General features: G+C 55.9%; 13 protein-coding genes. 3 read left to right on the top strand and 10 right to left on the bottom strand.

Annotated elements, in window-relative coordinates:
- The first annotated feature begins 6 nt into the window (after positions 1 to 6).
- The gene (locus tag INF68_RS11500) at positions 7 to 990 is read left to right on the top strand and encodes a quinone oxidoreductase (RefSeq protein WP_126787122.1); all 984 of its coding nucleotides are present in this window, start codon (positions 7 to 9) and stop codon (positions 988 to 990) included.
- A 184-nt stretch (positions 991 to 1,174) separates the two neighbouring features.
- On the opposite strand, the gene pspG is transcribed toward INF68_RS11500, so the two are convergent.
- The 4 genes from pspG to INF68_RS11520 all read right to left on the bottom strand — a co-directional run bounded on the left by pspG (position 1,175) and on the right by INF68_RS11520 (position 4,603).
- Positions 1,175 to 1,417 carry an envelope stress response protein PspG gene (pspG, locus tag INF68_RS11505; protein WP_023310044.1) on the bottom strand — a complete coding sequence of 81 codons (243 nt, stop codon included), beginning with the start codon at positions 1,415 to 1,417 and terminating at the stop codon, positions 1,175 to 1,177.
- A 136-nt stretch (positions 1,418 to 1,553) separates the two neighbouring features.
- On the bottom strand, positions 1,554 to 2,549 hold the full coding sequence (dusA, locus tag INF68_RS11510; RefSeq protein ID WP_109846238.1) for a tRNA dihydrouridine(20/20a) synthase DusA: 996 nt from the start codon (positions 2,547 to 2,549) through the stop codon (positions 1,554 to 1,556).
- 82 nt (positions 2,550 to 2,631) lie between these two features.
- On the bottom strand, positions 2,632 to 3,942 hold the full coding sequence (locus tag INF68_RS11515) for a conjugal transfer protein TraF (RefSeq protein ID WP_126787123.1): 1,311 nt from the start codon (positions 3,940 to 3,942) through the stop codon (positions 2,632 to 2,634).
- 172 nt (positions 3,943 to 4,114) lie between these two features.
- The gene (locus INF68_RS11520; protein ID WP_023310041.1) at positions 4,115 to 4,603 is read right to left on the bottom strand and encodes a cupin domain-containing protein; all 489 of its coding nucleotides are present in this window, start codon (positions 4,601 to 4,603) and stop codon (positions 4,115 to 4,117) included.
- Positions 4,604 to 4,718: 115 nt separating this feature from the next.
- Between INF68_RS11520 and zur the strand changes: the two genes are divergently transcribed.
- Positions 4,719 to 5,231, top strand: coding sequence for a zinc uptake transcriptional repressor Zur (gene zur, locus INF68_RS11525; RefSeq protein ID WP_109846239.1), 513 nt, complete (start codon positions 4,719 to 4,721; stop codon positions 5,229 to 5,231).
- 69 nt (positions 5,232 to 5,300) lie between these two features.
- On the opposite strand, the gene INF68_RS11530 is transcribed toward zur, so the two are convergent.
- The 4 genes from INF68_RS11530 to INF68_RS11545 all read right to left on the bottom strand — a co-directional run bounded on the left by INF68_RS11530 (position 5,301) and on the right by INF68_RS11545 (position 8,117).
- On the bottom strand, positions 5,301 to 5,510 hold the full coding sequence (locus tag INF68_RS11530; protein ID WP_014830284.1) for a CsbD family protein: 210 nt from the start codon (positions 5,508 to 5,510) through the stop codon (positions 5,301 to 5,303).
- A gap of 120 nt (positions 5,511 to 5,630) precedes the next feature.
- Positions 5,631 to 6,968, bottom strand: a complete 1,338-nt coding sequence (dinF, locus tag INF68_RS11535; RefSeq protein WP_126787125.1) for an MATE family efflux transporter DinF — start codon at positions 6,966 to 6,968, stop codon at positions 5,631 to 5,633.
- Between the two features lie 63 nt (positions 6,969 to 7,031).
- Positions 7,032 to 7,640 carry a transcriptional repressor LexA gene (lexA, locus tag INF68_RS11540; RefSeq protein WP_045909165.1) on the bottom strand — a complete coding sequence of 203 codons (609 nt, stop codon included), beginning with the start codon at positions 7,638 to 7,640 and terminating at the stop codon, positions 7,032 to 7,034.
- A gap of 108 nt (positions 7,641 to 7,748) precedes the next feature.
- The gene (locus INF68_RS11545; protein WP_023334158.1) at positions 7,749 to 8,117 is read right to left on the bottom strand and encodes a diacylglycerol kinase; all 369 of its coding nucleotides are present in this window, start codon (positions 8,115 to 8,117) and stop codon (positions 7,749 to 7,751) included.
- 154 nt (positions 8,118 to 8,271) lie between these two features.
- Here INF68_RS11545 and plsB point away from each other — a divergent pair, with 154 nt between their 5' ends.
- Positions 8,272 to 10,692: a glycerol-3-phosphate 1-O-acyltransferase PlsB gene (gene plsB, locus INF68_RS11550; protein WP_109846241.1), complete on the top strand. Its 2,421-nt coding sequence runs from the start codon at positions 8,272 to 8,274 to the stop codon at positions 10,690 to 10,692.
- A gap of 118 nt (positions 10,693 to 10,810) precedes the next feature.
- On the opposite strand, the gene gntU is transcribed toward plsB, so the two are convergent.
- Positions 10,811 to 12,151 carry a gluconate transporter gene (gntU, locus tag INF68_RS11555; RefSeq protein WP_010436459.1) on the bottom strand — a complete coding sequence of 447 codons (1,341 nt, stop codon included), beginning with the start codon at positions 12,149 to 12,151 and terminating at the stop codon, positions 10,811 to 10,813.
- Between the two features lie 3 nt (positions 12,152 to 12,154).
- Positions 12,155 to 12,682, bottom strand: a complete 528-nt coding sequence (gntK, locus tag INF68_RS11560; RefSeq protein WP_008503362.1) for a gluconokinase — start codon at positions 12,680 to 12,682, stop codon at positions 12,155 to 12,157.
- Positions 12,683 to 12,808: the final 126 nt, after the last annotated feature.

The raw sequence follows: 12,808 nt of genomic DNA on the forward strand, positions 1-12,808 counted from the left end.
GGGAGCATGGCAACGCGCATTGAATTCCAGAAACACGGTGGGCCAGACGTACTCAAAGCGGTGGAGTTTACCCCCACCGCGCCTGGCGAAAACGAAGTGCAGGTTGAAAACAAAGCCATAGGCATAAACTACATCGACACCTATATTCGCGGCGGTCTCTACCCGCCGCCGTCAATGCCGAGCGGCCTGGGCACCGAGGCGGCCGGTGTCGTCGTCAAAGTGGGCAGCGCGGTTAAGCATATTAAAGAGGGCGACCGCGTAGTGTACGCGCAGTCTGCGCTGGGCGCTTACAGCTCCGTTCACAACGTTCCGGCGGATAAAGCCGCCCTGCTGCCTAACGCTATCTCTTTTGAGCAGGCGGCGGCCTCGTTCCTGAAAGGTCTGACGGTTTATTACCTGCTGCGCAAAACATATGAAATTAAGCCCGACGAGCAGTTCCTGTTCCATGCCGCAGCGGGTGGCGTCGGGCTCATCGCCTGTCAGTGGGCAAAGGCACTGGGCGCGAAGCTGATCGGCACCGTCGGAAATGCACAAAAAGCGCAGCGCGCGCTGCAGGCGGGCGCCTGGCAGGTGATTAACTACCGTGAAGAGAGCATTGTTGAGCGGCTGAAGGAGATCACCAGCGGCAAAAAAGTGCGCGTGGTGTATGACTCGGTGGGGAAAGACACGTGGGAAGCGTCGCTGGATTGTCTGCAGCGCCGTGGTCTGATGGTCAGCTTCGGCAATTCGTCAGGCGCGGTAACCGGCGTTAACCTCGGTATTCTGAATCAGAAAGGTTCGCTGTATGTGACTCGCCCTTCCCTGCAAGGATACATCACCAACCGGGAAGAACTTGAGGAAGCCAGCAACGAGCTGTTCTCGCTGATCGCCAGCGGCGTCATCAAAGTGGATGTGGCAGAGGCGCAGAAATTCGCGCTGACCGATGCGCAGCGCGCGCATGAGGTGCTGGAGAGCCGGGCGACGCAGGGGTCGAGCTTGTTGATTCCCTGAGTCCCAAAAAGAAATTGGGCTTCCCGCGGGAAGCCCTTTCTTTTTTTAGTTCGGCTGTATGTAGGGTACAGCTCGATGAATTCTTTAACGGCAGTCATAGTGACAGATTCGATAACTAAATCCTATTCTGTTCTAAGCCATGCCGCCGGAAAAGTTACAAGTATGTGACGAACCCCTCAATACCTTAGTAACGGAAGCGGTTATTGCGCTGATAACTGGGCACTTTTGGCGCTTTAATCGCCCGAATCACCCACACAACCGCAATGGCCAGCAGTAGCCACGGCAGCAGTTTGATCGTCAGCGCAAACAGTCCGCCAATAAACATGACCACCGTCGCCACCACGATAGCCGCCAGAATGCCGAGCAGCGAAACGCCTGTCGCTAACAGCATGACAAAAAAGCCAATCACAAAAAGTAGTTCCAGCATGGTGCTCTCCCACGAGTTCCCGAGTAATGCAGTAAGCATTACAAGAATCATGCCAGCATTAACCTGTTGTTATTAAAGCAAAACGCCCCGCGAACGTTCGCAGGGCGTGGTGAATTTGACGAACTTTTAGCGAAAGTTATCGCTTGTCTGCCACCAGTCGCAGCGCATGTTCCAGCACCTCAATATCGGCTCCGGCTTTATGCGCATTCTCGCTCAGGTAGCGGCGCCACTGGCGCGCGCCCGGAATACCCTGGAACAGGCCAAGCATATGGCGGGTGATATGGCCGAGATACGTGCCATTGCTCAACTCGCGCTCAATGTAAGGGTACATCGCACGCACGACGGCAATCGGATCGGTGTCCGCACCTTCGATGCCAAAGATTTCGCGATCGACCGTCGCCAGAATGCCCGGGTTCTGATACGCCTCGCGCCCGACCATCACGCCATCCACATGTTCCAGATGCGCTTTGGCCTCTTCCAGCGACTTGATGCCACCGTTGATGGACATCGTCAGGTGCGGGAAGTCACGCTTCAGTTGATATACGCGCGGATAGTCCAGCGGCGGGATCTCACGGTTCTCTTTCGGGCTGAGGCCGGAGAGCCAGGCTTTTCGCGCGTGGATGATAAACATCTCGCATTCGCCTTTCCCGGATACCGTGCTGATAAAGTCGCACAGGAACTCGTAGCTGTCCTGGTCGTCAATGCCGATACGGGTTTTGACCGTGACCGGAATGGAGACCACATCGCGCATCGCCTTGATACAGTCCGCTACCAGTTGCGCATTCCCCATCAGACAGGCGCCAAACATACCGTTTTGCACGCGGTCGGACGGGCAGCCAACGTTAAGGTTGATCTCGTCGTAGCCGCGTTCTTCTGCCAGCTTCGCGCACTGCGCCAGCGCGGCCGGATCGCTGCCGCCCAGCTGCAGGGCAACCGGATGCTCTTCTTCGCTATAGGCCAGATAGTCGCCCTTCCCGTGAATGATTGCGCCCGTGGTCACCATTTCGGTGTACAGCAGCGTATGGCGGGAGAGCTGGCGCAGGAAGTAGCGGCAGTGTCTGTCCGTCCAGTCGAGCATCGGCGCAATGGAGAAACGGTGTGCAGGGAAAGCGGTCTGTAATTCTGACGACATGGCGAAGTTTTAAGCATCTGGTGGAAAAGGGGCGCTACTATAGCACAAAGAAAAGCCGGAGGCGCAGCGCCTCCGGTGGACTTTAGAACGTCATGCTCAACTGAGCCCCGGCGCCCCAGGTTTCGTCCTCGCCGTACAGGCCCATCAGGTCAACATGAACGGTGCTGAACGGTGCGAAACCGACACCACCGGTAAAGACGTTGCTGTCGTTACCCTTCACGTCCGCGCGATAACCCGCACGCACCGCCAGCCAGCTGAGCGGCGTAACCTCGGCACCGACGCCAACGTACTGCGACGTATCTTCGCTCTTGAAGCCTTTGGTTTCGGTTAAATCGCCATCGGCGGTCAGCGTCACCAGGTCGTTGTGCCAAGCGGCACCGGCGGTCACCAGCGGACGGATCTGATAGGTGTCTTTATAGCTCACCACTTCTCCCGTACGGCCGTTGCGGATACGGATATCTTTGGTGTCGATATCGCGAGACATCAGGTTTTGGCCGCTCACGCCAACGGTCCAGTGTTCGCCGAAATCAGCCGCAATACCGGCATCGACGTTAAAGCCCGTGTCTTCCGTGCGGTAGCGGCTGTCGTTCCACTTGTTACTGTCGTAATCGTAGATTGACGTGGTGTAGTTATAGACCCAGGTTTTTTGCAGTTTTGGCGTCACGCCCACGGAAACCGGGACGCCGCCGAGGTCAAACTGACGGGCAACGGCAACACCATAGTCGGACACAATCGCCGCCCGGCCAGACGCCGTTGAGTTGAGATTTTTAGTGATCTGATCCGTGCCGTTCAGCGCAGCGTCCAGGGCAACACCGGCAGCCACCACTTTGCTTTGTTGAATACCGCGCAGATAATCAATATCTTGCTGATCGATAGACGAGCTCACCCGGCCATGGGCATAGCCTTTCGCCATAAAGGCCACGGAAAGCACATCGTTAGGGATACTCACGGCAAGCCCTGCACCTGCCGTCGCGCGTGCGGTTTTACCCTTGAGATAGTCCAGTTCATCAGCCAGATCTTTGGCCGCGCCCTGGAACTGATTAATGGAACTTAACGGATTGGTAATAATGTCTCCTGGCGTGAGGTCGTCAACCACATCCTTATAGTGATTGATTTTGTCGTTGATGGTATCTATCTCGTCCTGAAGATTGTCCTCATCCGTCACCTGTACGCCAACGGACGGCAAAATGACCGTCACATCATCGTCCGGTTTTGCCTTTGCCAGCAACGCGGGGTTGATTAACGCCCCGCTACCATAGCTCCCAGCCGCAACGCCGGTACCACCCATTGCGTCACTCCGTGATTCTGTCCAGGTATTGGCTGCTCCCGCCTGATTTGCCATAAACAAGGAAACAGCGATACTAACCACCGAAAATTTAAAATTTTTTTTCACAGTATGCCCGTTATAGTCTGTTATGAAATAACCCCTGTCTGTTATCACCCAAACAGGAACGAACTATTGCTGTGAATAAGTAGTAAAAGACCCGCTATTTCTATCCCTAAGTAAAACTTCCTTACGGCCTGTTGTATTTTGTGACGACCCTCAATATTTATAGAAGAGGAAATTATTTTTTCCCAGGTTTTCCATCATGCGGTCCAAAAAACTGGGGCGGGTGGTCTACCCAGCGATCCTCACGGGTAGCGGCATAAACGGGGTTGAGCGGATAGTAGATGCGGTTGTGCTTCTTATTTGCCTCGCCAACGACCAGTAACCGCACCTCTTCGTCCGTGTTGTTGATAAAGGTATGGCAAATACCGGTTCCGGCAGGAAACCCCACGCTGTCGCCCGGTTCAAGTTTCCATAAATAGCCATTAATCCACGCTTCTGGATGACCTTCGAGCACATAAACGAACTCTTCTTCATCGCTTTCCGCATGCGGATAGGACGTCCTGCGCCCGGGCGGTAAACGCTCATGATGGATACCAATGCGCCCGAGCCCAAGCTTGCGAGCCAACGGGGCGCCGATAGAAAATCGCTCATCGCTATCTGGATAGGTCGAATCATCCGCGCCTTCTACGTCGCGCCAGTGCCGAATACAGTCAGGTTTTTTCATTGTTTATTTCCCGGTTTGTAATTGGTCAGGTATAGCACAGACTGGCGGATCTCGGCGTTTTTACCAGAACATGATAAAGTGAGGGTTTTCCGTCCTATAACATCCGGGGTGCTAAATGGATAAGTCCACAAAAGAGCTGTTAGCGCAGGCCGAAAAGCTGTGTGCGCAACGCAATGTGCGCCTGACTCCGCAGCGCCTTGAAGTCCTACGTCTGATGAGCCTGCAGCAGGGTGCCATCAGCGCCTACGATCTGCTCGACCTGCTGCGCGAAAGCGAGCCGCAGGCGAAACCACCGACCGTGTATCGCGCCCTGGATTTCCTGCTGGAACAAGGATTCGTGCATAAAGTTGAGTCCACAAACAGCTACGTGTTGTGCCATCTGTTCGATCAGCCCACCCACACATCAGCAATGTTTATCTGTGACCGCTGCGGCGTGGTGAAAGAAGAAGCTGCGGAAGGCGTGGAAGATATTATGCATACGCTGGCGGCGAAAATGGGTTTTGCCCTGCGTCATAACGTGATTGAAGCGCACGGGCTGTGCTCTGCCTGCGTGGAAGTGGAAGCCTGTCGTCATCAGGGCGAATGTCAGCACGACCACTCTATTCTTGTGAAGAAAAAACCGCGTTAACGGCAAAAGAAAAGGCGGCACATGGCCGCCCTTAGGGTGTACTTCCTTGTACTTGCGGGTATAGCCCGGTTACCAGCGGTAGTCGTTGCGTTTTTCCCAGTCGCCCACTTCTTTTTCCGCCTGATCTTTCGCGTAGCCGTAACGTTCCTGAATTTTACCGACAAGCTGATCGCGTTTACCTTCAATGACGGTCATATCGTCATCAGTCAGCTTACCCCACTGTTCTTTCGCTTTACCTTTGAACTGCTTCCAGTTGCCGCCGATTTCGTCTTTATTCATCATCGTGTCCTCTTAGTTAAGCGTCGGGTCGTAACGTCCGTTACGTTCTTTTCTGCTGGACGTGATAATTATTGTAGTTAAGGATTCGGCAGTTGATTTCATATTCGGAATCTTTAACCGTCACGATATATCGTGACGTGGAGGGAACCAGGTATCGTTTTGCCAGTGGCGGTGCCAGATAAAAGCCAGCGATATCCCTCTCAGCGAGAGGAAAACGGCCAGGGCCAGCCACAAACCGTGATTACCCAGCCAGGGAAGCGTCAGCAGCGTCAGGCCAAACCCGGCCGCAGCGACCGCCATGCTGTTACGCATTTCCGCTCCGCGCGTCGCACCAATAAACATGCCATCCAGCAGATAACACCAGACGCCGACCACCGGTAAGATGACTTGCCAGATGAGATAGTGACTCGCCAGCTCGCGCAGCGCAGGAAGAGACGTAAGCAACGCGACGATTTGCTCACCAAAGCAGGCATAAACCAGGCCGAACGCCAGCGCCACCAGCCCAGACTGGCGGCAGGCTGCCCGCCAGACGTCCCGCAGCTGCCCGCTTTCGCGCGCGCCGTACGCCTGCCCGGAATGCGCTTCTACCGCATAGGCAAATCCGTCCAGCGCGTAGGCGGTAAAGGTCAGCAGCGTCATCAATACCGCGTTGACCGCAACGATTTCTGGCCCCAGTCGCGCCCCGAAAACCGTCAGCGCGCCGAAGCAGAGCTGAAGCAGCAGCGAGCGCAGCATGATGTCACGATTGAGCGCCAGCAGCCTACGGATATTGCCGCGCCACGCGGTTTTGAGCAGCGCCAGGGAGATGCCGCGCATCGTCAGCACGCGCCAGACCATCCACAGGCCAATAATAAAGGTTCCGTACTCGGCAATCGCCGTCGCCAGCGCCGCGCCCCGCACGTTCATATGCAGGCCCATTACCAGCCAGACATCCAGCACAATGTTGAGAAGGTTGCCTACCACCAGCAAAATCACTGGCGCACGGGCGTACTGCACGCCCAATAGCCACCCCAGCAGAACCAGGTTTGCCAGCGAGGCGGGCGCGCTGAGCCAGCGGATTTCAAGGAAACGTCGCGCCTGAGCCAGTACCGCCTCGCTGCCGCCGACAACATGGAGCGCAAGGTCGATCAGGGGCGTACGAAATAAAACGATTAACACCCCCGCGCCAAGCGCAAGGATCAGCGGCTGGACCAGCGCGCGCGCCAGACGCAGCGGATCTTTTGCACCATAAGCCTGGGCCGTGAGCCCGGTGGTGCTCATGCGCAAAAAGAGCAGCAGCATAAACAGGAAACTGGTTGCCGTCGCGCCAATCGCCACGCCGCCAAGATAAACAGGCGAATCAAGATGACCAATAACGGCAGTATCGACCAAACCCAGCAAGGGCACGGTGATATTGGAGAAAATCATCGGCAGAGCAAGACGCCACAATGCCTTATCGGATGCCGTCAGCAGTGACATGAAAAATACCGGGAGTGTGGAATGAAGCAGGCTACAGCAGCGCCATAGCCTGTCAGGAAGAGATTATAGCCATTCACCGTTGCGAATGACCCCAACCGCCAGTCCTTCGATAGAGAAGTTCTGTTCGCGGAGATCGACCACAATGGGTGAAAACTCGCTGTTTTCAGGCAGCAGCTGAACGCTGTTACCCTGTTTTTTCAGACGTTTGACGGTCACTTCGTCATCAATGCGCGCCACAACCACCTGGCCGTTACGCACATCCTGCGTTTTGTGCACCGCAAGCAGATCGCCGTCAAGAATACCGATGTCTTTCATCGACATACCGCTGACGCGCAGCAGGAAATCAGCGCTCGGTTTGAACATGCCAGGATCGACCTGGTAGTGGCCTTCAATATGCTGCTGTGCCAGTAAAGGCTCACCGGCAGCAACACGGCCTATCAGCGGAATGCCCGTCTCTTCTTCCACCAGCAGGCGGATACCGCGTGACGCGCCTGAAACAATCTCAATCACGCCTTTACGCGCCAGCGCTTTCAGGTGTTCTTCGGCAGCATTCGGAGAACGGAAACCCAGACGCTGCGCGATTTCCGCACGCGTGGGTGGCATACCCGTCTGGCCGATATGATCCCGGATGAGATCAAACACCTCTTGCTGCCTGGTCGTTAACGCTTTCATTCCGCCCCCTGGGTGTATATACAGTTATGCTGTGAGTATATACAGTCAAAGGCGATTTTGGAACCAAAAACTGCACAAAAAACCAGGGACTTAATTATTCCTCGAGGCTCATCGGAAATGTGACCAAAGCAGCGTGACCCAGGTGATAACTGCAGTGATAATCGCCAGCAACACGGCAGCAGAGCCCATGTCTTTTGCGCGGCCAGAAAGCTCGTGGAAATCTGAACCAATGCGATCGACAACGGCCTCAATAGCGCTATTAAGAATTTCCACTATCATCACCAGAAGTACGGAACCGATAAGAAGTACGCGGGTAATAGCATCAACATCAAGGAAACAGGCGATGATCACCGCGATGATTGCGGCGACACCCTCCTGGCGAAAGGCAGCTTCGTTGATCCACGCGGCACGGAAACCTTTCCATGAATAGCCGGCGGCTTTGATGATACGCGTTAACCCAGTGGTATTATTGGCCATTAAAAGAACCTTTTATGAAAAAAAGCGTCAGTAACAGGAACTGTAGCGCGTTTCGCTACAGCCTGAAGTATGACGGGTAACAACAGAAATTTTGCGCGCTTTCTGTTATCCTTGCGCCGCAATTGCATTATTAACCAGAGGCTTTACATCGTTTATGTCCGGCTGGCCACGAATTTACTACAAATTACTTAATTTACCATTAAGCATCCTGGTAAAAAGCAAGTCTATCCCAGCAGAACCCGCGCTGGAATTGGGGCTCGATACTTCGCGTCCTATTATGTACGTTTTGCCTTATAACTCGAAGGCAGACTTACTGACGCTTCGCGCCCAGTGTCTGGCGCATGACTTACCTGACCCGCTTGAACCGCTTGAAGTTGACGGTACACTGCTGCCGCGCCACGTGTTCATTCACGGTGGACCGCGCGTGTTTACCTACTACACGCCAAAAGAAGAGTCCATCAAGCTGTTCCACGACTATCTCGACCTGCACCGCAGCAACCCCGATCTGGATGTGCAGATGGTGCCGGTGTCGGTGATGTTTGGTCGTCGTCCGGGCCGTGAAAAAGGTGAAGAGAACCCGCCGCTGCGCATGCTTAACGGCATCCAGAAGTTCTTCGCGGTCTCCTGGCTGGGACGCGACAGCTTTGTGCGTTTCTCCCCTTCCGTTTCGCTGCGTCGAATGGCGGACGAGCACGGTACCGACAAGATCATCGCGCAAAAACTGGCGCGCGTGGCGCGTATGCACTTCGCCCGCCAGCGCCTGGCTGCCGTAGGGCCGCGTCTCCCGGCGCGTCAGGACCTGTTCAACAAGCTGCTGGCCTCCAAAGCGATTGCTCGCGCCGTTGAAGACGAAGCGCGCAGCAAGAAAATATCGCATGAGAAAGCCCAGCAGAACGCCATTGCGCTGATGGAAGAGATTGCAGCGAACTTCTCATACGAGATGATCCGCCTGTCCGATCGTATTCTCGGTTTTACCTGGAACCGCCTCTACCAGGGCATCAACGTTCATAACGCCGAGCGCGTACGCCAGCTGGCGCATGATGGCCATGAGATTGTCTATGTTCCCTGCCACCGCAGCCACATGGACTACCTGCTTCTTTCCTACGTGCTCTATCACCAGGGGCTGGTACCTCCGCACATTGCTGCCGGTATCAACCTGAATTTCTGGCCAGCAGGTCCGATTTTCCGCCGCCTGGGCGCGTTCTTTATCCGTCGCACCTTCAAGGGCAACAAGCTCTACTCTACCGTGTTCCGCGAATATCTGGGCGAGCTGTTCAGCCGCGGCTATTCCGTTGAGTACTTCGTGGAGGGCGGTCGTTCCCGTACCGGACGTCTGCTCGATCCGAAGACCGGCACGCTGTCGATGACCATTCAGGCGATGCTGCGCGGAGGAACCCGTCCAATCACGCTGGTGCCAATCTACATTGGCTATGAGCACGTGATGGAAGTGGGCACGTACGCCAAAGAACTGCGCGGTGCGACCAAAGAGAAAGAGAGCCTGCCACAGATGCTGCGCGGCTTGAGCAAGCTACGCAATCTCGGTCAGGGCTACGTGAACTTCGGCGAACCGATGCCGCTGATGACGTATCTGAACCATCACGTTCCCGAGTGGCGCGAGTCCATCGATCCTATCGAAGCGATTCGTCCGGCCTGGCTGACGCCAACCGTCAACGGCATCGCGTCCGAGCTGATGGTGCGCATTAACAACGCCGGTGCGGCAAACGCCATGAACCTGTGCTGTACGGCGCTTCTGGCTTCGCGTCAGCGCTCGCTGACCCGCGAGCAGCTCACGGAGCAGCTGGATTGCTATCTGGACATGATGCGCAACGTGCCGTATTCCGTTGATTCAACCGTGCCTTCTGCTACCGCCAGTGAGCTTATCGATCACGCGCTGCAGATGAACAAGTTTGAAGTCGAAAAGGACACGATCGGCGACATCATCATTCTGCCGCGCGAGCAGGCAGTGCTGATGACCTACTACCGCAACAACATCACCCATATGCTGATGCTGCCGTCGCTCATGGCGGCTATCATCACCCAGCATCGCCGTATTTCGCGTCAGGAGCTATTGCGTCACGTTGAGACGCTCTATCCGATGCTGAAAGCGGAGCTGTTCCTGCGCTGGAGCAAGGATGAACTGGCGGGCGAACTGGACAAACTGACGGAAGAACTGCGTCGTCAGGGGCTAATCACCGTCTCAAACGACGAGCTGCACATCAATCCGTCGCGTTCCCGTACCCTGCAACTGCTGGCGGCCGGCGCGCGCGAAACGCTGCAGCGCTACGCCATTACGTTCTGGCTGCTGAGTGCGAACCCGTCTATTAACCGCGGTACGCTGGAGAAAGAGAGCCGGACGCTGGCACAGCGCCTGTCCGTTCTGCACGGCATTAACGCCCCGGAGTTCTTCGACAAAGCGGTCTTCAGCTCTCTGGTCCTGACGCTGCGTGACGAAGGCTACATCAGCGATACGGGCGATGCCGAGCCGGAAGAGACGCTGAAGGTGTACCAGATGCTGGCAGAACTGATCACCTCGGATGTGCGTTTGACGATTGAGAGCGCGACGCAGGACGAGTGATGTGAAAAAGCCGGGTGGTGGTTTCACCTGACCCGGCCTGGCGTTCTGCATAATATAAAGGCCCGGTAAGCGCTAACGCTACCGGGCCTTATTTTTGAGCCTTGTTAAATCACCGGATTCAGCTCAGCAACGTAAAGGCTATCATCCCGACAATCGCACCCGTCGTACCGAGGATGGTTTCCATCAGCGTCCAGGTTTTAAGGGTTTGCGCTTCGGTAGCGCCGGTAAATTTCCCGAACAGCCAGAAACCCGCGTCGTTAACGTGAGAGACCACAATCGAACCGCCCGCGATACAGATAGACAGCGCGGCCATCTGCGCACCGGAGTAGTTCAGTTGTTCAATCACCGGCATCACCAGACCCACGGCGGTTAAGCACGCCACTGTTGCGGAACCCTGGATGATACGCACCGCCGCAGCAAGCACGAAGCAGGTGACCGCAATCGGCAGGCCCATCCCAGTCAGCGCTTCGCCCAGAGCCGGGCCCACGCCGGAATCCACCAGCACCTGCTTGAACACGCCGCCGGCGCCGATCACCAGCAGGATAATGCCCGCCGGCTGCAGCGCGGCACCGCAGATCTCCATCACCCGGTCTTTTGGCATCCCCTGACGCATTGCCAGGCCGTAAATCGCCACCAGACAGGCCACCAGGATCGCCGTGAACGGGTGGCCGATAAACTCAAACCATTCGTAGGCGCTGGAACCCACCGGCACAAAGCGCGCGGCGATGGTTTTCAGACCCACGAGAACCAGCGGGAGCAGGATCAGCGACAGGCTGAAGCCGAAGGACGGCATTTTGCCCTCGCCCAGGTGCGGCTCGGTGATGTCGTCCGGAATATGCAGCTCAACGTAACGGCTGATGAAGTTGCCCCACAGCGGGCCGGCAATAATCATCCCCGGAATTGCCGCGCACAGGCCAATCAGGATCATCCAGCCAAAGTCGGCGTGCATCTGGGATGCCAGCAGCATCGGCGCAGGCCCCGGCAGCAGAAACGCTGCTGCCGCCGCCACGCCCGCAAACAGCGGAATGACCAGCTTCACGAGGTTAGTACCGGTATGGCGCGCCATGGAGAACGCGACGCTTATCAGCAGCACAACGGCCACTTCGAAGAACAGCGGCAGCGCGCAAATCAGGCCCGCCAGACCAATCGCGTAGTGCGCGCGGCTGTGGCCGAAGGATTTCAACATCTTGACGGCAATCTGGTCGACCGCCCCCGTCTCGTGCAAAATCTTGCCAAACATCGCGCCCAGCGCGACCACAATCGCCAGGAAGCCCAGCGTGCCGCCCATCCCTTTTTCCATCGTCGCGGCGATCTTGTCGAGCGGCATACCGGAAAAGAGACCTGCACCTATAGAAACCACCATCAAAGCAACAAAAGCGTGCATACGCGCCTTCATCACTAAAAACAGCAGCAGCAACACGGAACCCACTGCTGTCAAAACTAGCGTTAATGTACTCAAAACTTACTGCCTTTTATTGATGACCTCGATGGTGCTGGCAACAACACCCTCCAGTGACTGATCGATATCAACCACTAAGACGTCTTTCTCGTCTTCACCCGGCTCCTGCAGCGCTTCGAACTGCGTCACTAGCATCTGGGTTTTGAAGAAGTGACCTTTACGCGCCTTCAGACGGCTTTCAATCACCTCGAAATCCCCTTTCAGGTAGATGAAAGAGAGGTTCGGGTTGCCGTCGCGCAGCAGGTCGCGGTAGGTTTTTTTCAGCGCGGAACAGACGATCAGGGAGACTTTGTTGGTGCGCTGCATCGCGAACGCGGCGTCATTCAGCGCCTGCAACCACGGTTTGCGGTCGTCATCGTTCAGCGGCTCGCCGGAGGCCATTTTCATGATGTTGCTGCGCGGATGGAGGAAGTCGCCATCAAGAAACGCAGCCTGGAGTTGATGCGCCACTTCGCTGGCTACGGCTGATTTCCCGCTACCGGAAACGCCCATCAGGACGTAGACGTGGTGATCGTGATTAGTCGTGCTCAAAGGGTGTCCCTCAGTCAATTGTTACGGGTAACAGTTATCGGTAACATTGTCCTGCCGGGGCAAAAGAGAAGCAATATCCAAACGTGCGCGAAGTGAATAAGTGTGAGCTACTTCAAATTTGTCAGT

The sequence above is a fragment of the Enterobacter cloacae complex sp. P16RS2 genome (assembly GCF_014982155.1).
In the GTDB taxonomy this organism is placed as follows: domain Bacteria; phylum Pseudomonadota; class Gammaproteobacteria; order Enterobacterales; family Enterobacteriaceae; genus Enterobacter; species Enterobacter cloacae_M.